Annotated in this window: 21 protein-coding genes; all 21 read right to left on the reverse strand. The window is 36.7% G+C overall.

All coding sequences use genetic code 11. The features are described from left to right. Positions 1-9: 9 nt before the first annotated feature. The 21 genes from DQM95_RS06385 to uidA all read right to left on the reverse strand — a co-directional run bounded on the left by DQM95_RS06385 (position 10) and on the right by uidA (position 25,405). The gene (locus DQM95_RS06385; protein ID WP_111685975.1) at positions 10-777 is read right to left on the reverse strand and encodes a hypothetical protein; all 768 of its coding nucleotides are present in this window, start codon (positions 775-777) and stop codon (positions 10-12) included. A gap of 365 nt (positions 778-1,142) precedes the next feature. Continuing rightward, the gene (locus DQM95_RS06390) at positions 1,143-2,648 is read right to left on the reverse strand and encodes a serine/threonine-protein kinase (protein WP_037591872.1); all 1,506 of its coding nucleotides are present in this window, start codon (positions 2,646-2,648) and stop codon (positions 1,143-1,145) included. A gap of 13 nt (positions 2,649-2,661) precedes the next feature. Beyond that, positions 2,662-3,435 carry a hypothetical protein gene (locus DQM95_RS06395; RefSeq protein ID WP_037591870.1) on the reverse strand — a complete coding sequence of 258 codons (774 nt, stop codon included), beginning with the start codon at positions 3,433-3,435 and terminating at the stop codon, positions 2,662-2,664. Between the two features lie 423 nt (positions 3,436-3,858). After that, a complete protein-coding gene (gene rlmD, locus DQM95_RS06400) occupies positions 3,859-5,217 on the reverse strand; it encodes a 23S rRNA (uracil(1939)-C(5))-methyltransferase RlmD (protein ID WP_037591868.1) in 1,359 nt (452 codons plus the stop codon). A gap of 69 nt (positions 5,218-5,286) precedes the next feature. Beyond that, entirely contained in the window at positions 5,287-6,750 is a 1,464-nt protein-coding gene (locus DQM95_RS06405) for an LCP family protein (RefSeq protein WP_037591866.1), read from the reverse strand. A 162-nt stretch (positions 6,751-6,912) separates the two neighbouring features. Beyond that, a complete protein-coding gene (locus DQM95_RS06410; RefSeq protein WP_012658671.1) occupies positions 6,913-7,404 on the reverse strand; it encodes a shikimate kinase in 492 nt (163 codons plus the stop codon). Then, a complete protein-coding gene (aroA, locus tag DQM95_RS06415; protein ID WP_111685976.1) occupies positions 7,397-8,680 on the reverse strand; it encodes a 3-phosphoshikimate 1-carboxyvinyltransferase in 1,284 nt (427 codons plus the stop codon). Before aroA ends, DQM95_RS06410 begins: the two co-directional genes overlap by 8 nt. An 82-nt stretch (positions 8,681-8,762) precedes the next feature. Next, positions 8,763-9,710: a YihY/virulence factor BrkB family protein gene (locus DQM95_RS06420; RefSeq protein ID WP_037591863.1), complete on the reverse strand. Its 948-nt coding sequence runs from the start codon at positions 9,708-9,710 to the stop codon at positions 8,763-8,765. 1 nt (position 9,711) lies between these two features. Then, on the reverse strand, positions 9,712-10,572 hold the full coding sequence (locus DQM95_RS06425) for a methionyl aminopeptidase (protein WP_037591861.1): 861 nt from the start codon (positions 10,570-10,572) through the stop codon (positions 9,712-9,714). A gap of 22 nt (positions 10,573-10,594) precedes the next feature. Beyond that, positions 10,595-11,878: a CBS-HotDog domain-containing transcription factor SpxR gene (gene spxR / locus DQM95_RS06430; RefSeq protein ID WP_037591860.1), complete on the reverse strand. Its 1,284-nt coding sequence runs from the start codon at positions 11,876-11,878 to the stop codon at positions 10,595-10,597. Next, entirely contained in the window at positions 11,871-12,422 is a 552-nt protein-coding gene (locus DQM95_RS06435; protein WP_037591857.1) for a GNAT family N-acetyltransferase, read from the reverse strand. The genes spxR and DQM95_RS06435 overlap by 8 nt, the downstream gene beginning before the upstream one ends. 138 nt (positions 12,423-12,560) lie before the next feature. After that, positions 12,561-14,285: a glycoside hydrolase family 3 protein gene (locus DQM95_RS06440; RefSeq protein ID WP_012658677.1), complete on the reverse strand. Its 1,725-nt coding sequence runs from the start codon at positions 14,283-14,285 to the stop codon at positions 12,561-12,563. A 24-nt stretch (positions 14,286-14,309) separates the two neighbouring features. After that, entirely contained in the window at positions 14,310-16,100 is a 1,791-nt protein-coding gene (locus DQM95_RS06445) for a glycoside hydrolase family 3 protein (protein WP_037591854.1), read from the reverse strand. Between the two features lie 16 nt (positions 16,101-16,116). Continuing rightward, the gene (locus tag DQM95_RS06450; RefSeq protein WP_037591852.1) at positions 16,117-16,917 is read right to left on the reverse strand and encodes an HAD family hydrolase; all 801 of its coding nucleotides are present in this window, start codon (positions 16,915-16,917) and stop codon (positions 16,117-16,119) included. A gap of 129 nt (positions 16,918-17,046) precedes the next feature. Then, on the reverse strand, positions 17,047-18,576 hold the full coding sequence (locus tag DQM95_RS06455) for a hypothetical protein (protein ID WP_037591850.1): 1,530 nt from the start codon (positions 18,574-18,576) through the stop codon (positions 17,047-17,049). A gap of 78 nt (positions 18,577-18,654) precedes the next feature. After that, positions 18,655-19,494 (reverse strand): SDR family oxidoreductase, encoded by an 840-nt coding sequence (locus tag DQM95_RS06460; RefSeq protein WP_037591848.1) that lies wholly within the window; start codon positions 19,492-19,494, stop codon positions 18,655-18,657. A gap of 129 nt (positions 19,495-19,623) precedes the next feature. Continuing rightward, positions 19,624-20,670 (reverse strand): mannonate dehydratase, encoded by a 1,047-nt coding sequence (gene uxuA / locus DQM95_RS06465; protein WP_037591845.1) that lies wholly within the window; start codon positions 20,668-20,670, stop codon positions 19,624-19,626. A gap of 19 nt (positions 20,671-20,689) precedes the next feature. Then, positions 20,690-22,093, reverse strand: coding sequence for a glucuronate isomerase (gene uxaC / locus DQM95_RS06470; protein WP_037591842.1), 1,404 nt, complete (start codon positions 22,091-22,093; stop codon positions 20,690-20,692). Positions 22,094-22,103: 10 nt separating this feature from the next. Continuing rightward, the gene (locus DQM95_RS06475) at positions 22,104-22,724 is read right to left on the reverse strand and encodes a bifunctional 4-hydroxy-2-oxoglutarate aldolase/2-dehydro-3-deoxy-phosphogluconate aldolase (protein ID WP_012658684.1); all 621 of its coding nucleotides are present in this window, start codon (positions 22,722-22,724) and stop codon (positions 22,104-22,106) included. 121 nt (positions 22,725-22,845) lie between these two features. Next, positions 22,846-23,571 carry a FadR/GntR family transcriptional regulator gene (locus DQM95_RS06480; protein ID WP_037591841.1) on the reverse strand — a complete coding sequence of 242 codons (726 nt, stop codon included), beginning with the start codon at positions 23,569-23,571 and terminating at the stop codon, positions 22,846-22,848. 43 nt (positions 23,572-23,614) lie between these two features. Next, positions 23,615-25,405, reverse strand: a complete 1,791-nt coding sequence (uidA, locus tag DQM95_RS06485) for a beta-glucuronidase (RefSeq protein WP_037591840.1) — start codon at positions 25,403-25,405, stop codon at positions 23,615-23,617. Between the last annotated feature and the right edge of the window lie 4 nt (positions 25,406-25,409).

A 25,409-nucleotide genomic window follows, 5' to 3' on the forward strand; every position in this document is an offset into this window, starting at 1 on the left:
TTTTTCATATTAAAATTTTCCAACTAACCACTCAATGAAAAATCCAAGTAAAACTAAAATCGCACCTCCACCACCTAAGGCGCCCATCTGGAGAGCGTATTTACTTTCGGCATCAAAGGCTTCTTTCCAGTGATCTTCTTTTTGAGATATTTTTAGAATATCTCCCAATGAATTCGGACGCGATTGACTTTTCTGGACATGCATCATTCCATTTTTAGAATTCATTTCTGCCCTGTAGGATAAATGAATAGAGCGACCACCCACCAGCCTAGTTTTTTGATGATAAATATCATTTTCCTTTGTCAGAGCCATTTCAAAATTTAAGCGTATAAACTTATGATTCTGAATGGTTTTTAAAAGAACGATTCCATCATTGTATAGGGTTTTCCCTGACGTCAGCTTAGCCTCTTCTTCAGTACTTAATAGCCTTGAAATTCTGATACCATCCTCATTCGTTTCAACGAGAAAATTCAATGATGAGAGACGATCCTGCAATTTATTAGCCAAATGCAAGACATGGCTTTCGCCAACTCCATCATTTAATGGGAAAAATTCTTTCTTGGCGACTTTTCTCTCATGGAGAATACCCAAAAAGCATAGAACTCCAGGAATACCAACCGCAAACATCACGGCAGCACCAAAAAGCTCCCAGTCACTGCGATAAAAAGATGTAAAATAATGATAAAGTATGACAAGCCCAAAAACATTAAAAATTAAACTTAAGAAAAAAGACGATGTGGCCGGACCCAAAGTCCAAGATTTAACCATAAATTTCATTGGGAGCCTCCGAGATTAGACAATAGTAAGATATAAAAGACTGTTTCATTTGTCTTCATAGAAATACAAAGTCTCTCTATCTTTATTATACAATATTTCACTTTAGAAAATGTGAAGTCTTAATACATTTTTACATCAAATGACCACATGCGTCATTTTGATAACATGCAAAATAACCACTCATAAAGAATGGTTATTTTCAGTTGATGTCTTTCTTCAAAGCATCAAATACTACTTACGTTTTTCTAACAGGCATACACACTCGACGTGTGCTGATAGTGCCTACCTATACTATTAAACGAAATGGAGTTACAAAATTAGGATTATACTATGCAACGAAAATAATTCTCTTCGCTAGCAGTAATTCATATTTCTAAAATGTCTTCAATTAGAGGTTCTAATCCACGTGTTTTTAAATCATCGATTTTGTGCTGCGCATTAAATCGATTAACTTCAAAAGCAACATATCTCAATATTGTAGCTGCAACTTCATTTATAGTATAAGTAAAATTCCCTTTCAAAATTCTATAGGCAAAGTTTGCAAAAATATCCGCATCTTCGAATTTCTTTAACTGAATTTTATAATGAGAGTCTATCAGTTGGACTATGTAGATTGCATGACTATCATCTATTTTTATAAATTCAAATAACGCATTTAAAAAAACATTACCTTTCTGCATACACTTTTGACATAAGTCTATACCAGATAATTCATATATATAATTTTCCACATCCGAATCAATTTTTTGATTTGAAATCTTATCCCATATCATTACTTCGTATTTTTTATCAGCTCTGATACTAACTAATCTATTGAGTTTTTCTAACATTTTAGTAGCATCTTCATATCGATATTCTGGGTTTAAATTAGTTGCTTTCTCACTAATTGAACGTAATGAGTGAGAAAAATCGTTAGGATTTTTTGTCATTACAAAATTTATTATACGTCCTAGTGAATATACATCACTGCGTTTATCAGCATCTTTCAATAGGGTTAGTTGCTCTGGAGCACAATAAAAAAGTTGCCCAAAAGATGTAGTATCCATAGTTTGATGAGAAGTTAACGTATTCAAATTTTTCCCCAATCCAAAATCAGCTAATTTAATTATGCCACTTATGAAGAAAATATTGGTCGGACTCAAATCTCTATGTAGCACACCTCTTTGATGAACTAGTGACATCGAATACAAAATTTGTCGAATGATATTAATTTGAGAATCCTCTGTCAAAGAACTTTCTTTAACAAAATCATCCAATATATTATCTGCTTTCTCCATGGTATATGACCAATTACCAATATCAAAATCATACACTTTAATGATGCTTCCAATATCTGAACAAGATTTAGTTATTTCATATTCACGCTTAAAGCGGCTTCGGATTGAAGCACTTCTTGCAGATTCCTCATTAAGTTTTTTCAATACTAGTCCTGTTGATTTTTGGTAATAAATATTTGCAAAACCACCACTACCAATTTCAATCAGATCTAAATCAATTTCTACTAAATGAAATGCACCATTTTTTTGAGATAGTTTTAGCGAGTAAACCGAGCATACTTTATTCAGTTCATCTAATATTCTTTGTTGATGCTCAAGTGCATCAATTTCACTAATTTGTCTTTCTGTTAAAAGATACTGTTTAGAAAGAATTACATTAAAATACTCATCAATCTTTCCTACTGAAGAAAACTCTAATAATTTTTGATTTACATATCTCCACCTTGTTGGAAAGCCCTGTCCATAGCTATCAGATGTTTTGAAATTATTATAAAAAAAGTGAACTAGGTCTGGACCGGATTTGTACTTGAATAATTCTAAATCATCTCCACAGAATATTTTAGCTATTTTTTCATAAAACTCTGGATTAACCAAAACGTTTCCCCTTTCAGATAGAATAACTTTTTAATTTAACAAAAGTAGGTAATTCCGAACAACTGAGTTTTTCAATGAGTTTTAGCTTTTTATTGAATATCTTAAAAATGTTAAACTCATCACGTACAATAGTAAGTAAATAAGTTTCTAACGATTGTGCTTTTATATGTCTGTAGGCGAAAAGAGAAGAAAAATCATAGCTTATTGCATTTAAAATGATATCATCTAGTTCATTAGTGGTAATTTCTACTTCCGTATTAAAAATATAAGGGAAAAATAAAAGGAGATTTTTCTGCTTCTCAAGCATATTTAGGACATTTATAATATCTTTTTCAAGACATTGTTTCCTAATATGTTGACGCTCTGCCTTGAGTCGTATTAAATCAGATACAGTTCTAAATCGAAACGCAACATGAATCTGAGTTGCTTTAATTTCTCCGTTCGGCTTTCTACTTTCTCCAATTGCAGTAATACCATTTCCAAGATTAGTGATACTAGGTGAAAATAAATTGCTTGCCTGCAGTCTACTACTTGAAGAAAGAAGCTTGAAGTCTATCTTGTAATCATCTGCTACTGCATCACATTCCCCATGACTCTCGTCTAAAGGCATCTGAAATTCAGATTTTCCCTTCTCTCTAAAATATTCTGATTTATTAAGCAATTCCAATAAATAAATTTCATAGTTACATTCGGTCTCACCATCTACAAAACCTTTTATTATTGCGGATGGGGGTAATTGTTGAAATTTAATTCGAGGATCAATATTAGAATTCAAATTATCACTCATGCTTTATACTCCTTAAATAATTATACTACTAAAACTACAAAAAGACTGCAACCTCTCAATTACAATCTCTACAATTTTACCTCTATTCCATCTAGAAAAGTTATAAATTGTCCACTTACTGAAATGTGTATTTAAATAAAAGCTTAGTTCTTGATAGTTCCTTCAAATTTATCTAAATCTAATAAGTAATACATCATGAACCTGTTGTGACTTAATATTCAATCAATTATGTTCTAATGAAAATACAAAAGGAGCTGAGCTTCCAGCTCAACTCCAGATTAGAACCATTAAAAAGACGGTTACTCGTTATTAATAGACCATAACTCGTCCAACAACTCGGTCAAAAGGGGGAACGGGTTATTTTTTGTTCTTTTCTTTGAAGATTTTTTAGCATGGCGCCTTGAAACCAGGAAGCGCTATGAATTACTTGCGTTTTTCTAACAAGCTTACACACTCAATATGATGCGTATGCGGAAAAAGATCCACCGGCTGGACTTTCTTAAGGTCATACCCCAGTTCTTGGTAGTGTTTGATATCACGCGCCATGGTGGCTGGATTACATGAAACATAGGTAATCTTTTGGGGTTTCATGGCTACACTTGCTTCGATAAAGCTCTCTGTTAGGCCTTTACGAGGGGGATCAACTAAGATAACGCTTGGCTTAATGCCTTCTTTTGTCCATTTTTCCATGGCTGATTCTGCACTGTCAACGACATATGTTGCATTGCGAATGCCATTTCGTTCTGCATTTTTCTGAGCATCTTTGACCGCAGCTTCGATCACTTCTACGCCATAAACTTTTTTCACATTTTTAGCAAATGACAATCCTATAGTACCAATTCCTGAATAGGCATCGATGACCACGTCATCTTTCGAAAGCTCTGAAAAATCAATGGCCGTTTGGTAAAGTTTTTCTGCCATAAGGGTATTGACTTGGTAGAAAGACTGGGCAGATATCATGTAGTCATTCCCTAACATGCTATCCATGATATAATCTTGACCATAAAGCACTTTGAAATCTTTGCCAAAAATAGCATTGCCATTTTGGTCATTAATATTTTGCATGATTGAAACTACATGAGGGAAGGCCTCTGTAATTTTCTCAACCATTTGATCCACACGGAAAACCTTAGGACGACTGGTCACAAAAACCAACATCATTTGACCTGAATAATGGCCACGACGCACCACTAAATTTTTTATTAAGCCTGTTTTTTCCTTTTCATCATAAGGACTCACTTCATAGCGACGCAAAAGGTCTCGAACAAAAAGAATCAGTTTATCAATTTCCTTGTCTTGAATATAAAAATCAGAAATTGGTAACAAGTCATGAGAATTTTTTCTAAAAAATCCAGTCTCTAACTGACCGTTGACACGTCTAACGGGAACCTGAGCTTTATTGCGATAAGCATAGGGTTCTTCCATGCCAATTGTAGGTAAAACCTCAACTGAATTAATTCCAGCGGTTTTATAGAGGTTGTCCTTAACTTGTTTAGCCTTAAAAAGTAATTGTTGGTCATAGACAAGATGACCAAAATCTGCGATACCGGTTCTTAAGTAGGCAATGTCTAAGTCTTCATTCCGATATGGGGATTTTTCCAGGTATTCTTCAACTTTACCAAAACCAATCTTTTTATTGAGTTTTAAGACACGCATGGTGATGCGTTCACCCGGCAGAGCATTTTCCACAAAAAAGACGAAGCCGTCTACTTTGGTAATACCTGATCCTTGATGACTCAAGTCTTCAATGACAACTTCAACAATTTCATTTTTCTTTAACATTCATTTTTCCTTTACTTTAGAGGTGCACTAAAAAAGAGCAACCTAGGTTACTCTTCATTATACCACATTTTAACGTAATCCCATTTTAGCGAGAGATTTCTGATATTTGGCAAAATCAATATACAGGGCTTGACCGCCATACATATCATATTCATCTAGCCAATCACCATTTTCAGGAATTGTAACATGTTCAACGCCTTTTCCACCAGTCATGGTCGAAAGTCCTTTTTGAAGGACAACTGGGAAGGAAAGATTGGTTGATGTTAAAGCATATATTTTCCCGATAGCTGCTGAACCTGTAAATAGTTTTGTGGGATCTTTGATTTGAGACATGACGGCAGCCATAACTTGTTGCTGTCTAACGGTACGACCATAATCCCCTTGATCATCTTTACGGAAACGAGCGTAATTTAACAGCGTACGACCGTCCATTTGCTGTTCACCCACTTTAATAGTCTGATCTGGTACAACGCCATCTTTCATCCGCAAGTCATCAGGTACGTCGACAGAATCAACGGCTTCTCCATCAATTGTAGCAAATTTGGCATCAATCTTAACACCATTAGGAAAGAGGGTATCAATGGCTTCAGCAAAAGTCTCAAAGTCTACCATTACATAGTATTTTATGTCAATATCAAAGTTATGTTTTAAGACTTTACGAACAAATTCTGCACCATGATGGTTCTCTTGTTCACCCAAACTAAAGGAAGCATTTAATTTCAAATCATAACTGTAGTCATTATAACTATAGTCGGGAATATTCACCAAGGTATCTCGCATGAAGCTAACCATCTTGACTTTCTTATCTTTGTTCCCAATATTGACCACCATGATCGTGTCAGTTCGGGCATCTTCAGATGTTTGAGTCACCCGTTTATCAGAACCAAGAACCAAAATATTAGTTCCATTTTTAGTGTCAACCCCATTAAAAGGCTCAGAAACTGCTGGCTTATAGTTCTTTGTATTGGTAGATACATCAAAGTAACCCTTAATAAACATTCCTATTGCACCAATCAAACATAGTGTCAGCAATACCAAAAGAACTTTAAAAGCCTTTTTAAATGCTTTCTTTTTTGATTTTTTTGGTTTCTTTGGTGAAACTGGCTGCCAATCATTTTCTGGCTGATAAAAACCAGCCCCTTGAGAAGAATCAGCAATTACCTCCTGGCGAGCATGTGCTGAAGAATGGCGATTTTTTCTGGAATAGCCCCCACTTCTTTTCGGTTTTTCACTGACCGGGTAAAGAGGCAATCCTCCTGTATAACTTTCTTTTGCTTGTGAATTGGGATAGTCTTCTAGAGGAGAACTCTCTTGATGATAATCATTAGTTTGAAGAGAATTGTTTTGTGAACTATGTTCAAATTGCTGAGAAGTCTGACCTGCCCAACTTGTGTTTTGTTGCGAGTCCATCTTAGCTTTTAAATAGCGATATTCCCTTTTTTCATTTTCCGTTAACAGTGTCAAATGACGCAATAAATAAAAATAGCGTAATTCTTCATGGTGACTAAGGCCACCTTTTCCATCTCTTGTCATAACGTTTTCCAACTTTTTAGTATCATAATACTATCTATTCTATCACACTTAATGCTATTATTATAGCTAAATCTTTTTAGAATGTCTTAAAAAATCTTAATTTTAGTTGATTATTAATGCTTTCTTAACATTTTTCAAAAAAGGGAAAAACTGACTTGATGATTAAATGCTTTTAATAATGCGAACAATTTCTTGAGGTGTTCGATGATCTACATTAATAATCAGATCCGATAATCCTTCATAAAGCATCATACGACGTTCAAAGATGCCATGAAAATCCTCCTTTGAATTGTTTAAAAATAATGGCCTTTGAAAAACAGTATCCTTTTCAATACGGTCATACAAGACATCAAAGGAAGCAGAAAGTAAGATATTATTTTTGCGATTTTTTCGCAACAATGCTCTATTTTTTTCACTGATGACGACACCACCTCCGGTTGAGATAATATAATCACCTTCTAAGGACATTAATTCTTCCAATAAGTCTGATTCCAATTGTCTAAAAGCGTCCTCGCCTTTTTCTGCAAAAAAATCTGATATGGACATACCAAGACGTTGCTCAAGGATAATATCCATATCTAAAAAATTGTCATCCAAATAGGAACCGATAGTTGTTTTACCTGCTCCCATAAATCCTAGTAATACTTTAGTCATGTTGTAAGCTTTCTAAATCTTTGAAAAATTGAGGGTAACTGGTTTGGATAGCTTCCTCCCCATTAAGAATCATTTCTCCCGTTTTAACCAACAAAGCAGCAATAGCCACCATCATGCCAATACGATGATCTAAAAAAGCATCTGCTTGACAAGAATGGAGTTCTGTCTTACCTTTAATCACAAATCCATCTGTTTTTTCTTCAATATCTGCTCCCATTTTGCGTAAGAGTGATGTGACAACCTGGATACGATCTGTTTCTTTGACCCTTAACTCTTGAGCATCTTGGACTACGGTTGTCCCTTCAGCCTGTGTTGCAAGTAAAGCAATGATGGGTAACTCATCAATAAGTCTTGGAATCATTTCTCCAGCAATTCTAGTACCTTTTAACTTGGAATAGGAAACATGAATGGTGGCAGATTGATTGATGTCATCCCTATCAGTCAACTCAATAGCTCCACCCATTTTTTTGACTAGGTCAATTATTCCAGTTCGTGTTGGATTAATCCCTACATTTTTAATGCTAATAGCGGAGCCAGGTATGATTAAAGCTGCGACAATCCAAAAGGCTGCACTTGAAATATCCCCTGGAATCGTTAGGCTCTGCCCTTTCAAAGTCTGTGGACCAATGATTCGAATTTCTTTACCGGATTGGAAAATCTCTCCGCCAAATTGTTTAATCATGACTTCCGTATGATTACGTGTTACTGCCTTTTCAAATACCTGTGTCTGACCTTTGGTCTGTAATGCAGCTAAGAGAATGGCGGATTTTACTTGAGCAGAAGCTAGAGGCATCTGATAGTTAATAGCAGTTAGCTGAGAACTTCCCAAAACAGTGATTGGGGGTAAGTGTTTTTGGCCTTGGCCTTCTACTCTTGCTCCCATTTCCCTTAACGGGATGACAATGCGGTCCATAGGTCTTTGGGATAAGCTAGCATCGCCAAAAAACTGTACAGGGAAATCTTGGCCTGATAAGAGCCCTGCTAATAAGCGTAAAGAAGTCCCCGAATTTCCCATATCCAATGGTGAGTCTGGAGCTGTCAGCCCCGAAAAACCTTTACCTTGGATAATGACTTTCTGGTCACTTTCCTCAATAGTAACGCCAAGATGCCGTAAAGCGACTAATGTCCTTTGCACATCTTGACTCTTTAATAATCCTTTGATTTCAGTCTTTCCTTCTGCTATTGAACCAAAAATAAGGGCTCTATGGCTGATCGATTTGTCCCCTGGAACAGTAACCGTTCCTTTTAGTGGCCCAGTATTTATTTGCAGTTTCATCTTGTCTCCTTTATCAATTGTTATTATTTTAACATAAGATTTTTATGAAAACTATACGAAAAAACCTTATCCAAAGATAAGGTTATTTTGTCTTGTCATTCTTTTTGCTATGTTTCCCAAAGAGTCTTTCCATGATAGAAGCAACGTTTCCTCTACGTCCCACTAATTTTCCTTGATCTAACTCTTGATAGGTCGCATTGCAAATAGCACCAAAAATCAAAATCCTTGCCAAAAAAATGAACCATAACATGATGATAAAAATCATTATTGAACCGAAGGCCTTGATATCGACCATTCTTTCAACATTATGAACAACATAATTAGCAATCATATTGCTCATAAAAGTCATGACAAAAGCCGTGAAAATGGTTCCAGGTAAAATATATCGTATTTTACGAATTTTAACATTGGGTAGTAAAAAGTAGAGCACCATGATACCAGAAAAAATGATAACTATGGTTGTCGGTTGTATTAAGAGTAAAAAGAGCGAGGTAACATTGTCACTTAAATGATAATGCCTATCTAGAAGTTGAATGGTTGCTTTTGAGAAGGTGGAAAAGATTAATACAAAAGTCAGCAAAAATAGAATAAAAACACTAATGAAAAGTCCGATAATGTGACTGACTAAAAAATCACGATGCTCAGAAACACCATATGCTTTATTGACGGCTTTTTGAAGGGAAGTTAAACTTCGAGACATGGTCCAAAGACCTGCCACCGTTGCCATTCCCAAAATACCACCAGCCGGCTTTGAAAAGATGTTTGTTACTACGGCAGCAGCTGGTTTATAAATATCCACTGGTAAACTTTGTTTCATCAAGGATAATAAATCACTAATATCAATATTTAAGTAAGGGAAGATATTTGCTGCAATAATGATTAAAGGAAAAACCGTTAAAATTAGATAATAAGCAACCGCAATAGAAGACAAATCCATTTCCGCACTGACAAAGTGTCTCATAAATGCTTGAACCGGTTCATATTGCCACTTATCTATTAACCTAGCCAAAAGGTTTTTCTTTTTTTCCATATTAGTACGTTCTTTCTTCTCCCTGACTTGTTAGGATAACAGGTCCGTCTTTAGTGATGACAAATTGGTGTTCGTATTGACAGGATAAGCCACCGTCCAAGGTTTTGTGAGCCCATCCCGTCTTCATATCCGTATCAATTTTCCAAGTTCCAGTGTTAATCATTGGTTCAATGGTTAGAACCATTCCTTCTTTTAATCGCAAACCACGACCAGCAGTCCCATAATTTGGAACCATTGGTTCTTCATGCATCGTTGGTCCAACACCATGACCCACTAAATCTCTAACTACTCCATAACCACGACTCTCAGCGTAATCTTGAATGGCAGCACCAATATCGCCAATGCGATTGCCAACTTGCGCTTTTTCAATTCCAAGATACATGGCTTCTTTCGTCACGTCCATCAAATCTTGAACTTCTTGTGATGGTGTTCCAACCGCGTAAGCCCAGCACGAATCAGCTAAGCCACCTTGATAAGGTTCTGTCCATTTTTTCATTTCTGCAACATTATTGAAATCCAATTTTGAAACATCAACATAAGATTTGTCTAAAGGCATGCTTAAGACCATATCTACTTTTAAAAGATCTCCATCTTTTAGAATGTAGTGTCTAGGAAAAGCATGTGCTACTTCATCATTTAATGAACAACAAGTTGCATAAGGGTAATCCATAAGGTGGCCATCTACACCAATCTGAAGCGGTAAAACATTCTCTTCTTTACAACGTCTACGGACATATTCCTCAACTTCCCACATGTCTAAACCTGGTTTAATCATCTGACGCAAACCAATGTGAATGCTAGCTAAAAAGTCTCCAGCAATATCCATGGCTTCAATTTCGCGTGCAGATTTTAATGTTATCATCGATTATTTTCTCCTAATATTTCTAATTAATTTTACTTGTAACTATTGCTTTTGCCACCACATGGTCATCGACATAAATCTCAAAATCTAGAGTTCCACTCTTACGATTTTCAGTAATGATTTTAGGGTAAATTTTAAGTTGATCGTCAATTTGGGCAGCATGTAAAAAGTATATCATCATTTGCTCGATAATGATATTTTTTTGGTATTTTCGTGAAAAGACTTTTAAGGTAATTTCTTTAAGGATTTCAGAAATGACACCTTGAGCAAGATTTCCTGTAGTATCAATCATGTTAGGTTCCACGAGTAATTGGAAATAATGGTGGTATTCATATAAGTCAGATAGTATTTGTTCGCTAAACGTATTACGATTGTTTTTTTGACTATTTTGAAGGTGTTCCATTGCTAAGCGACGTGTAATAACTCCCAAAACTTTTTTGTCCTCATCAACCACAGGCAACATGTTTAAATCCTCAAAAATCATTTTTTGACTGATATTAGCTAAACTAGTATTCGGATGGGCTGTAATGGGATTATTAGACATCACTTCTATCAGGGCAGTATCTGGCTGCTTATCAACAACATCACGCATACTAACGACGCCTAAGACGCAGTTTTCTCTTGAAAGAATAGGAAAGCGAACATGTCTTTTGTTTTTGACCAACTGATTAAAATCCTCGATAGTCATGTCCTCAAAAAGAAAACCATAGTCTTCAATAGGAATCATCACTTTTTCAACAGTTTTCAAATCTGTTTTAATTCTGAAATTCAAGAGGGCATGGTTGATCATGGTTGCGACTGTAAAGGTATCATATTGCGTCACCATAACTGGAATTCCTAAGTGATCAGCTGTTTTAATGACTTTTGCTGAAATAGGAAAGCCACCAGTCACTAGGATAGCATTATGATTTTCCAAGGCTAAAAGTTGGATTTCTTCTCTATCACCAACAATCAATAACCCACCTTTTACAAGGTACTTCATGATATTTTTTTCAGTCATTGCCCCAATTGAGAACTTGCTAAATTCATGTCCCAGACCTGTCTTACCTGCTACAACTTCTGAATCACTGATTCTGGCAATTTCTGTATAAGTGAGTTTATCAATTCTAACACGGCTTTTACGTTCAACGCGAACCGTCCCACTTCTCGGTTTTGTTTCAACAATACCTCTATTTTCAGCCTCTTTTATGGCACGATAAGCTGTTCCATCACTCACATTTAGATGGTTCGATATACTTCTAACACTGACTCTTTTCCCAATGGCAAGTTTTTCTAAATATTCTAAGATTTCCTGATGTTTACTCATGATAGTCACCTATATTAAGTTGATATTTTTTGTAATAGCGCATTTTTCGTGTATAACGATCACTACCTTTAAACTGTTCAATAAAAGTGAATCCCGCCTTTTCAGCCACTTTTTGACTTGCCTGATTTTCCAGATGCGTTAAAATGATTAAGCTTTTTAAACCTAACTCTTTAAAAGCAAGAAAAACAATATTTTTCACCACTTCTGTCATCATACCTTGACAACGATAGTGATTGTCCAAAAAATAAGCCAATTCAGCTTCTTTCTTTTGTGTGTCAATCTTTTCTAACTTAATAAAACCTAGTAGGGTGTGACTAGATTTATCTGAAATTGCCCAAACACCCAAAGGTTTTTTCAAAAAAGAATGGGTTAGCAGATAATCGCTTTCTTCTTGACTAATAACACGTGGAAAAACAAAATGAAGGTTATCCTTGTCAGAAGCTATATCATAGAATGCTTTTGCATCAGAAAAGCTAGGTGGTCTTAAGGTTAACCTCTCTGTCTCATAAAAAGAATAACGAGCTAATTGTGTCCAAAAATCCATTAACTTCACCTTTATTTTTGCCTAATATTAGCTTATTATACCAAATTAATGGAAATTCTTCTATAACAGATTGATAGCAATCTTAAACTGTATTAATTTGACATAAAAAGCCTAGGCATAGGCCTAGACTTAATCAACTTATAACTTCGCTTGCCACTTATTAGCCCATACCAAATCATTTGGTTGACCATTAAAGTTTTCTTTACCCTCTAAAGCATCTAACAACGTTTCAATCGTATTTGCATTATAGTGATAAGCATTAATAGCTGTTTTAACCATTGTTGCATCATGTAAGTGTGTTGTATAGTTCAACGAAACAAATACAGTTGGGACTTCATGGACGTACCAAGGTACCTCATTTGACATTGCTGTTTTCCATTGGATACGGTAATTGTTTTGGGCACCATATCCCACAACATTAGCAACTGTCAAGGCTAAATCCACAGACTCACGATATTTCAATGTTGCACCTTTAACACGAGTGGTACCATCATTAATCTCAACCTCATATCCACGACGCTCAAGAGCTGTTTTGATACTTTCTAAAACAGTGTCGTCAGCTGCATGAATACCTCCTTTTTCACCTTCTAGGTAATAAAGGCGGATGCGTTTATGCGTTTGAGGACTGATTGGAAGATTTCCTTGAGTATCTTTTAGAAGCGTCAAGCTACGCTTAGCAGCTTCTTTTTGCCATCTTAAATGTTCCTCACACCCGATAATTGACAATTCAGAAGGATCTTTTAATAATGTTTTTTGAGCTTGTTTTTCATGTAAGTTTAACTTAGCTTTTAATCCCAGGATACGACGTACTGCATCTTGTAAACGTTCTTCGGTAATTACACCATTTTTATAACCATTGAGCATAAAGTTATAATCTTCTTCCATATTGTTGAAGAATAAGAACATATCACATCCAGCGGCGATAGCTTGAGGGACATAATCTTCACGTCGCATTGCTGATGTCATACCTAACATATGGCTCGCATCTGTAATCACCAATCCATTGAAATTAAGATTATTTTTAAGCAAACCATTTATTAGTTCAGGAGCTAATGTTGCAGGTAATATATCCTCATCTTTTAGAGAAGGGTCTAATTTTTGTTGATAATATGGTAGAGCAATATGTCCAGCCATAATCATTTCAACACCGTTTTCAATGTGATTTTTGTAAACTCGTCCAAAACTGTCGTCCCAACGGTCAGGTGATAATTCGTTTACCCCTAAAACTAAATGTTGGTCACGTTCTTCTGTACCATCTCCAGGGAAATGTTTGATACATTGGATCATCTCACGTTCAGCTGTCAAGCCTTCTAAGTATGCTGTTGTGTATTTGATAACATCATCAGCATTAGTTCCATAAGCACGTGTATTAACAATAGTATTACGCCAATTTTCCAATATATCCACACATGGATCAAAGTTAACATTAACACCTAGAGCACTTGCCTCACGCGCAGAGACTAATCCTGCATGATAAGGTGCCCATGTGTCGCGACTAGCCTCAGATTGTGCTCCAGAAGAAATATAAGTTCCTCCTTTTACTGCACCATCACCGCCTGAATCACAGTTTGCAGCAACAAGTAAGGGCACTTTGGAGTGAGTTTGTAATTCATTAAGTAAACCTTGAACTTCCTCAGGGGTACCATTCATGTAACGCGCACCACCGATATGATATTTTTCAAGTATTTCTTTATTTGTTAGGCTATTTCCAGAAAAAGCATCTTCACCAAAGAAAAATAAGTTAACAAATAATTGACCTATTTTTTCTTCGACAGATAAGTCAGCCAATGTTTCTTCAACCCAGGCGATTTGACTATCACTTAAATTATAAGGTTTTTCTTTTAAATTAACTAAAGTAGGCATATCCTATCCTTTCAAATATGTGAATTAACGTTGTCTCCAAATCTGTGTGTCAATCAATCCACAGAAAGCATCCACTGATGAAACACCTGTAAATTCAGACTCACCAGCCAATTTCTTAACTAAAGCTTCCATGGTATTAGGTTTACCATCATAAGCGTTTATATAAGTTCCTGTTTGAGGCATATCTGCTAAAGCAAATGCATGTTGAACAGATACAACAATAGATGGAATCTCATGAACATAAAATGGTTGATCTGGAGTACCTTTAGCTGCTGGCCAAACGATTCGTTGAACTGTACCACCTGAGTTAACGTCAACAAGATTAATGATCAGGTCATAGTTATCAGTTAGGTTTGAAATAGGTTGCTTTTGTGCATAGACATTAGCAAAAGCTGCAGCTCGTTCCTCTTCTGGTAATTTCATAATACGTTCTTCCGTTGATTCCCAGACGGTTACTTCATGACCACGAGCTTCTAAAAGTTCTTTTACATGATCTGATGCACGCTTTTTATTTCCTGCAATCATTGCACCAAAGCCACCTTTGTGACCTTCAACATTTACAATTAAGATGCGTTTGTAACGTTCCGGTGTCACTGGGAAGATATCTTTTTGTTTGTCTTTTACAAGTGTGATTGCTTTATCTGCTACTTCATCAGAAACAGCTTTAGCTTCATCAGTATTAATAAGTGCCATAGCTTCTTCTTTTGGTAAGAATAAGTCTTCACGATGACCTTCAAATTTGTGAAGGCCTAATTTTGCACGAAGTCCTAATGAACGACGAAGGGCATCATGTAAACGTTCGTCAGAAAGGATACCATTTTCATAACCTTCTTTCATCCATTGTAAATCTTCTTCAGGGTCATTAAAGAATAAGAATAGGTCACACCCAGCTTCTATAGCAGTTGGTAGCATTTCACGACGTGGCATTGATGCGGTCATCGCAACCATATGGGATGCGTCAGTAACAATAGCTCCATTATAACCAAGTTCTCCACGGAGTAATTCATCCAACAATGTTTTATTCAATGAAGCTGGTAACATGTCATCAAGTTCACGATCAGGATGCATTTCTTTTTCTACATTTGGGAGGTGAATATGTCCTGCCATAATACCTGGAAGTCCAGCTTCAATCAATTCGCCATAGATACGGCCAAATGTGGACATCCATTCTTCTTTGCCCATTGGGTTTGAAGCAAATGATAAATGATGGTCTCTTTCATCAATACCGTCACCTGGGAAGTGCTTAGCAAATGGCATAATATTATGTTCCATAATGCCTTTCATATATTGTTTCGAAAGGTCAATAATTTGGTCTACATTTGAACCCCAAGTACGGTTAGCGATAATGGGATTTCTCCAGTTTCGGGTAATATCTACAATCGGAGCAAATGAAGCGTTACAACCCACAGCTGAAGCCTCAATCCCTGCAATACGTCCCATTTCATAAGCATATTTGGAATCATTTGTTGCTGCAATTTTAATTTCGTCACCAACCATTGTGCCATCAGTTACTGCACCATCACCACCAGATTCAGTATTAGCAGCAATAATCATTGGCCATTTAGATTTGGTTTGTAGAATAAAGTTTTGGTCATAAATGTCACTTGCCGGTCCTTTGTTATAACGGACAGCTGCAATATGGTAATCATTCAAAACTTGTGTAAGGTATTCTTCTGAACGACTTGCTCCCATATTAAAAAATAGTTGCCCAATTTTTTCGTCCAGTGTCATCTCACTTATCGTTTGTTCAACCCAATCAATAGCTTCTTGATCGAGATTAAATGGTTTTTTAGTCAAATCTACTAAATGTGTCATCTGATTTTCCTCTCTTTTAGTTTTCTAAGTTATGCCAGAATTGAGCAATGACTTGCTCTTGGTTTTCTTCAGTAAAGTTTCCTTCAACAAAGGCCTTACCGACACTATTAGCTAATTCTTCCCAAGACTTTGCTTCGTCTCCAACCAAGATTGGGTAAAAGGCAACACCATTTTGTTGAGCTGCAGCCAGATCACCTGGCGAGTCACCAATCATCATGATTTTTTCTGGGGCATAGCCTTGAAGAATAAGTGAGGCAATGACATCCTCTTTTTTACCACGGTCTTGACAATAGAGGTCATCGATGTGTGACATAAGCCCCTGGTCATTCCATTCTTCTTCAACCGCTTCCTTATTTGCAGAACTTACAACGAAAACTTTTCCGAGTTCATGTAGTGCATCCAATCCTTCAACTGTCCCAGGGAAAGCTAAAGCTTCACCTTCATAATCTTTGATATGGCTATTAACGAGATTGGACCATTCCAATGCTTTTTTTAAATCTTCACTTGGATTGTCTGCAATAGCTTTTTCAAGGGAAGCATTTGATAAGGATGATGTGTTCTCAACCCAATCTTTAAAGGCTTCGATAGGAGCATGTTTTGCGAATTCCAGACCCATGAGGAGACCGACAAATCGGTTGACCCCACGCGTTTTGGAAAAGAGATTTACCCTATCCCATTCTTTTAAAAAAGATTCCTTATCTTCTATGTGAAAGACTTCTACAGCAAGTGGTCCAAAAAAGAGCTGATGTTTATAGGTCATAGTATCCATGGCACAGCCGTCTGAATCCACACAAAATACAAATTCATCTGTTATCATCCTGATCATACCTCCATATTTACTTGTAAGTCATCTGATGAATTTATTATATCACAGCATGAAATCGCTGTCAAACTCAAAATGCAATTTAAAAAAGCCGAAAAGTCATATGACCTTTCAGCTTGGATTTTAGATGACAATGAAGGCACACGATACCGGAGGCAATGTCAAATCCCCTGCTTCAATCAGCTTTCCCTTTAATTCTGGAAGTCGATTATTCTCATCTAGTTCGAGAACTGTTCCATTCAAGGTCATACGACGAGCTCGTTTTTCTTGATTTTCACCTTGTAGAAGATATAGAGTTGCATCTTGTGGTAAATTTAGTACAGTTTCAGTAGTTTCTGAATTATTGATAGCTAAATACACTTTACCTTCTTTACCATCTTTTCGAGAATGTGCAAATATGTGTGCCCCTTCTTCAATGGCAATTTCACTGTCAAAAACTTCTTGTCCCATTAAACGATTCCACAATAAGACTGCAAAATAGTTTGGTCGAGGATCAAAGACTTGGCGAGCAAGGTATCCATAATCAGAAGATGCTAAAGTGTTATGGAAAATAACACCATCTGTTAAACTTGCAAAAGTTCCCAATTCATTTAAAGTTCGAGGAACATCTAGGAATGTGGAAGCCCAAGTATTCCCTCCTCCACCTGCATCACCTGATTCTGTTACCCACATTTCTGCTCCAGGAACATATTTATCTCGTAGTGGAAGGTAAGTTTTACAGAAATTTGATGAGACAGCTAAATAATCCTCAGATAAAGCTTCTTCAGCTGACCAGTGAGCACTTGGCATAACAGAAGCTAAACGTTCTGAAACACCGTTATAATAATGATATGAAAAGACATCTAATGGCACTTCAGTCCCTTCAACTAAGTCTGCACAATTAACAACGTGACGTGCAACCTGTTCTACTCCACCTGTACCTTGTTCATTACCTTTACCAAAGACGATATTATCACCACCTGTTGTTGATGGTCCTACTTTCAGGCAGTCAGGATAGTTGGCATCCAACCATTTGAAAAAGAGATCATGGTCACGACGGTAATGTGCTGCAGTATAGCCTTCTGGGAAACCTGTATCTTCTAGCATGTTAGGTTCATTAGCAAACTCCACTGATTCGATTGGTACGCCATATGCTTGACTGAATGAGAAAATCTTTTCAGCTTCTGCAGGATGCCATGGTTCTTCAGCGGAGTGAAGACCTGGACAGTTTGCCATTGAGATTTTCAAGCGTCCACCTACGGCTTTGACGAAGTCCAAAACACCAATCCATTGGTCTTTTGTTAGGACATTCAGGTAACCTTCAGGTACCTGTCCATTTGTAGTCCCGTCGAAATCATAGTATGTTTTTGTAGACCATGTTCCAGAAACTCTAACCCAAGCTTCCCCTAATTCTTTGGCTAAGTAGCGGAGCTTTTCATCATACAAATCAATAGGATTATATACTTGCATTAAATCTTTATACATTGCAGCAATGCCTTGATCGGAAGGCTCAACGTAGAATTCTTCCTCACCGGTAATTTGTTTGTCAGAATAAGCTTTCCAGAAGGTTCCACCAGTTACTTCAGCAAATTCCACATTGTAAGAAACAAGTAAGGGATTAATATCTCTCAATTTTGTTAAGTTTTCTGTTTTCAAAGTAAATTGTTTTGTCATGGCTAACCTTTCTTTAGAAAAACCACCTAACAACAAATGCTAAGTGGTATATGTTAAATCAATAAGGAACTATAATCCTTATACACCTGAGTATGCTGCAAATCCACCATCGATAGGGAGAACAACACCATTGACGAAGCTTGCTGATTGTTCATCAGCTAAGAAGAATAAGCCACCAATTAATTCTTCTGCTTCTCCAAAACGCCCCATTGGTGTGTTGTTAAGGATTTTTTCAGCACGCGCTGTCGGTTGGCCATCTTCTGAGAAGAGTAAGCCACGGTTTTGGTTTGTTACCAAGAAACCTGGTGCGATAGCGTTACAACGAATACCAACTTTGGAGAAATGAACAGCTAGCCATTGTGTGAAATTACTAATAGCAGCTTTTGCTCCAGAATATGCTGGAATCTTTGTAAGAGGTGTGAAAGCATTCATTGATGAAATGTTAATGATATTTGCCCCTTTACGGCCAATCATATCTTGTGCAAAAACTTGAGTTGGAAGAAGTGTTCCAAGATAGTTTAAATTGAAAACAAAACTAATACCTGCTTCATCTAAGTCAAAGAAGCTTTTTGTTTCTGCTGGTAAATCTAATTCATGGAACTCATTGTCTGTTGTTGCTTTAGGACTGTTCCCTCCAGCACCATTAACAAGAATATCAGTTGGACCAAAATCTTTTAAGACTGCTTGACGAACTTCTTCAAGATTTTCTTTTGACAACACATTTGCTTTGTAAGCTTTGGCAGTTCCACCAGCGGCAGCAATTTCGTCAACGAATTTCTGTGCTGCTTCTTGATTTAAGTCTAGTAAAGCGACTTTTGCGCCAGCTTTGGCAAATTCTTTTGCCATATAACCACAAAGGACCCCACCTGCACCTGTAACAACAACAACTTTGTCTGTAAATTCAATAACTCTTGACATTTTATTACCTCATCTTTCAACTCTCATTTGAGATTTTTTCAAACAACTACTTTTAGGATTATCTATTATAGGGAAAATAAGCTTTCATAAGGAGATTGAGTACTGGCTTATCATCACCTAAAGATGCCATTATTTTGCTGCCTTAACAACAGCTTCGTAAAGCCCAGATAAATAAGTAGCACCTAGAGCACGGTCATATAAACCATACCCAGGACGACCAGTTTCACCCCAAATCATGCGACCATGGTCAGGACGGATAGCCCCTTCAAAACCAAACTCATGGCAGAGTTTGATGACTTCGTACATATCGATGGAACCATATTCTGATGGGTGAGCAGACTCCTTAAATGATTTGCCTTCACCTAGTTTGATATTACGCGCATGCACAAAGTTAACACGATCAAGTTCAAAAGCACGACGTGAAATTTCTAGAACATCATTTTTTGGATCTGATGCGTATGACCCAACACAAAGTGTAATCCCATTGCTCTTACTGTCGTATAAGTTAACGAAACGCTCAACTGAATCTAAACCAGTGATGATACGAGGTAAACCAAAAATTGAATAAGGGGGATCATCAGGATGGATTGCCATTTTCACGCCAACTGCCTCAGCTTCAGGGATAATACGTTTGATAAAGTATTCTAAATGTTCCCAAAGTTTTTCTTCATCAACTTCAGCATAAGCATCCATAATAGCACGCATTTCTTCTTTGGTATAGCTTGAATCCCAACCTGGTAAGGACAGTTCACCATTTACTGGATCCATTTTTTTAGAAACTTCTTCATCGAAGATTAAAGCTGTTGAGCCATCTGGATATTCATAAGCCAAATCTGTTCGTGTCCAATCAAATACTGGCATGAAGTTGTAACAGATAGTATCAATGCCTTCAGCAGCAAGGTTTTTAATTGTTTGGATATAATTATCAATCAAAACATCACGAGTTGGGCGACCAAGTTTGATGTCTTCATGAACAGGAACTGATTCAATAACTGAAATTTTAAGACCAGAAGCTTCAACAGTTTCTTTTAATTGTTGAATGCGTTCACGAGGCCAAACTTCACCAACTGGTACATCATAAATTGCAGTGACAATCCCTTTCATTGTTGGGATTTGACGAATATTTTCTAAAGTAACGGGATCATCTTCCCCGTACCATCTAAATGACATTTCCATTGTATTTCTCTCCTTTTAGTTATTCATGTTTAAAATAATTTACAGCATTATGGTAGGCAATATCCTTAGCCATATGACCTAAGGCATCATAATCTTCAGGAACTTCTCCTTCCTCAATCCATTGACCGAGGTATGTACAAAGAATTCTTCTGAAATAATCATGACGTTGATATGATAAGAAACTTCTAGAGTCTGTTAACATACCGACAAAATTAGCTAACATTCCTTGTTCTGCTAAAGCATTCATTTGGCTGATCATACCTAATTTGGTATCAGCGAACCACCAGCCAGCTCCAAATTGTAGATAAGATTTTACGCCCTCATCATTTGCTTGGAAGTTAGCTAAGGTATTGGCAACTGCAATGTTGTAACTTGGGTTCAAGTTATACCAAATCATTTTTGGAAGAGCATCTTTTTGAACAAGATTGTCTAGTAGTTTGTTCATATTTGAAGTTAGTGCTGTTTGATCACCAAGTGAATCAATTCCCACATCTGCTCCCAATTTTTGATAAAGTTTGGAATGATTATTACGAAGGGCACCGAAGTGAACCTGTGTTACAAAACCATATTTTTTATATAGTTGGCAAAGCTCCGCGAATACTGCTGTTTGCCATTGTTTCACTTCTAGAGCATTTGGTTTGTAGCCATCTTTTACCTTGGCTAATAATTCATTTAGTTCAGATTCTTCGGCTGCTTCAAAGACAATTTCAGTGAAACTAATATCACTTGCTTTACAGCCATTTTCAGCAAAGTAAGCAATACGATCTTCCATAGCAGAAATGAAGTCTTTAAATTCAGTCATTTCTTTTCCAGTTGCTTGAGATAACTTATCTAAGAAACCTTTAAAATTGTGGTGTTCAATAAAGGCTTCATCAGGTCTGAAAGTAGGAGCAACAATGGTTTCAAAACTTTTATCTTCTGCAAGCTTTTGATGCCATTCCAATGTATCTAAAGGATGGTCTGTTGTCCCAATAAAAGTTACCTTGCTATCTGCAATTAATTTGCGAGGGCTAACCTTATTTTCAAGTAAATAAGTGTTCAAACGATTGTAAATCTCTTCAGCATTTTCTTCTGTTAAAACTTCTTCGATACCAAAAACATTTTTTAATTCCATAGCTGACCAATGGTAAACGGGGTTGCCATATGACCGTTGGAGTGTTCTTGCGAATGCTTTAAATTTATCTAACTGGGAAGCAGAGCCTGTAATTTCTTCTTCAGAAATGCCATTTGCACGCATCAGACGCCACTTGTAATGGTCGCCACCAAGCCATAAATCAACAATGTTCTCAAAAACCTTATCTTCAAAAATCTCTTTTGGATCTAAATGACAATGATAATCAAAAATGGGTTGATCTTGAACAGCTGTGTATAGTTGTTTAGCAGCTTGATTTTTTAACATAAAGTTCTTATCGTTAAAAGTCATGATGACCTCCTTATTTGTTAACTGCTTCTACAAATGATTTAGCAACGGCTGTAACACTTTCATAGCCATCACTGCTTACTTTACTTGCTAAAGCTGATCCAACACCGACTGCTACTGCACCAGCTTTTTTCCAATCAGCAACATTATCAACAGAAACACCTCCTGAAGGCATTAAATTCACTTCAGGAATAGGACCATGAATATCTTTGATAAAACCTGGTCCAACGATTCCTCCTGGGAAAAGTTTGATGATTTGACAACCACTCTTCATGGCTCGTACCACTTCTGTGGCAGTCGCACATCCAGGGAAATAAAGGTTTTCGTGATCTAAAGCTAAAGTTGCAATAGCTTCATCAAAGTGTGGGCTCACGAGGAACTTAGCTCCAGCATCAATTGCTTCTTGAGCTAAATCAGTCGTCATTACTGTTCCTGCACCAATCACAACACTAGGGTCGTTTTTAAAGTCATCTGATAATTTTTGAATCACTTTTGCAGCGTCTGGAGTTGAAAACGTAATTTCTATATTACGAATACCACCTAAAATAGCATGTTTAGAGATTTCAATGGCATCTTCAACTGATTTACCACGAACAACAGCGAAAAAATAATTTTCTTTTAACTGGTCTAACATAAGTTCCTCCTTTTTTGAAACCGTTATCTTATTTATCATTATAAAAGTCATCTGATGAATTGTCAAGGATTTTATTTAAAAAGTAAAAAAAATCAGGAAATCCTGATTTTTAATTTTCTTTTTACTTTTCGATTTTTGGATTTGGTAGACCTTGAATGTCAATCTTTTTATCAAACCAATCGTTTAAAACCGTTTGTCTGACCGTGAGGATATGGGCCATCATACTGTCATACGCTGCAATTGGGTGTCGTGATTGAATGGCTTTTAAAATATTTCGGTGAGCTTCAATACTGGTTTGTTTCATCTGACGATTTGTGTAATCTTCGTTAATAATCTGTATGGATTGATTGATGACTGGTATCAGACTAGTCACAGCTATATTTCCACTCATCTCTGCAATCATACTATGAAAGGTAACATCCAATTCCAAATGAATAGGATCATTTGCTTCAACAGCCTTTTCAATAGCAGCAACAACTTCTTCTAGCTTTTTGATATCCTCATCCTTAGCAAATTGGGCCGCTCGTTCAGCTATTCTAGGTTCTAGTAAATAGCGCACTTCAAATAGATCTGTTGTTAACTTTACTCTATCTTTGACAAAGGCAAAGCCAAATGGGTCTTCTGCAACCCCTTTTTTAGAACTGATATAAGTTCCAGACCCTTGTCTGACTTCTAATATATTGCGAGCAGCTAAACTTCTAACTGCCTCTCTAATGGTACTTCGTCCCACTTCTAAATCTTCAGCTAATTCATACTCATTAGGAAGTTTAGCTCCAATGGGATAGTCACGTTCTAAAATAAGCTGTAATAATCTTTCAGCTGTTTTTTCAACTAATGGTCTTGCCATCTGATACTACCTCTTCCATCATTAAAATTGTCTTTATTGTACACTATTTTTTCTTAGAATGATAGTTAGGAATAGCTTTCCAACGTTTTTTAAATTGTCTAACAACTTGTTTGGGTTGTCTTCCACGAGTATAGAGACCTTTATGATTGCCTTGTACTCGTAATATCATAAGATTGGTTTCAAAATCAGCAAAATTCCATACTTGTTCACCAACAAGGTTTGGAATCTCATCAAAGACACGGTGACTCATATCATAGAAATCACATTGAAATTCCTCCGTATAAGGGATATCCCAATTTGAATGGAGACCCGGCAAGGTGTCTGCTCCATATTCCGTCATTAAGATAGGCTTTTCTGGAAATTTTTCTTGCCAAGCTAAAAGCTCTTTGCGAAGCCCCTCTTCCCCTTTTTTAAGATCACCATGATCAATATACCATCCATAGTAACGATTTAAACAAATCACATCAACCAAATCCATGACTTTGTCTTTTTCAGGAGTAGCCATCATGATATTAACCAAGGTAACTGGTCGATTTTGAGGATCAAGATCACGATAACGTTGAATGAGTGGCTCGAAATACTCATGCGCACCCTCTTCATGGCTGGCAGGCTCGTTAGCAACCACCCACATAACAACACAGGCATGGTTTTTATCCCTTTTTACGAGTTCTATAATAGCAAGCTCATGAGCTTCTTGGGTTGCCATTTTTGACCAAGTGCCATTATCTTTTCCACTTAAATCCAGCGACGCTGTGAAATTTTGGAATAAGCCAACAGCCGGTATTTCATCAATGACAAGAATTCCCATTCGATCTGCCAAACGCATCATTTCTTCAGAATATGGATAATGTGAGGTCCGGAAGGAATTTGCGCCAATATCCTTAAGAAGGTTTAAATCCATTAAGTTAGCAGCTTCATTTAATCCACGGCCATTTATAAAGGTATCTTCATGTTTACCAAATCCTTTGAAATAGACGGGTTTCTTGTTTACTAGAAACTGGGCATCTTTAACTTCCACAGTTCTAATACCATAAGGTTCTTCATAAGTATCAAGGAGTTTATCAGCCACAAATGTTTCTACTCTAACAGTATAAAGGTAGGCATCTAAAACTTCCCATAAATGGACGTTTGGAATGGTGAGACTTTCTGTATCAGAAGTTGCTACAAGCTGCATATCTTCATCAAAGATGGTTATCTGAAATTTGTCAATCTTCCCACTGGTTTCCAGTGCAACTTTAATAGTAGCTTCAGTTAAATCTTGATTAAGTTCAGAAGTAATAGTAATATCAGAAATGTGATTTTTGGGACGAACAATCAGTTTTACAGGGCGGTGAATGCCCGCATAATTAAAGAAATCAAAATTCTCTTTAACTACCTTTTTGACACTACCATCTTCTTGTTCTTCTTCGCTATAATTCCCTACCGGAAGAGTTGTGTAATCCAGAACATTATTTGCACATACAGAAATCTTACAGGTATTTTCTTTGTATAATGCTTCTGGCACAAGCATTTCAAACGGAGTGAAACCTCCCTTATGCTCTCCCAAGAATTGTCCATTCACATAGACTTTAGCATGGTGCGTTACAGAGCCAAAACGTAAAACAAGTTCTTCACCTTCTAAAACACGTGGTATGTCAATCATTTTTTCATACCAGAAATCTCCAATATAATTCCGCTTGTCTTTGTCGACGACAACATCATTAAAGGATGTTGGTACCACCATTATTTCTTCTGAGCTTAACAGTTCTGCTGGGTTATGATCTCCAAGTTTGAAGTTCCAAACACCACATAAATCATAGACGCTTCTTGTTTTGGTAAGAGTTGGGTATAACATCATT

It is taken from the genome of Streptococcus uberis (genome assembly GCF_900475595.1).
GTDB lineage: Bacteria > Bacillota > Bacilli > Lactobacillales > Streptococcaceae > Streptococcus > Streptococcus uberis.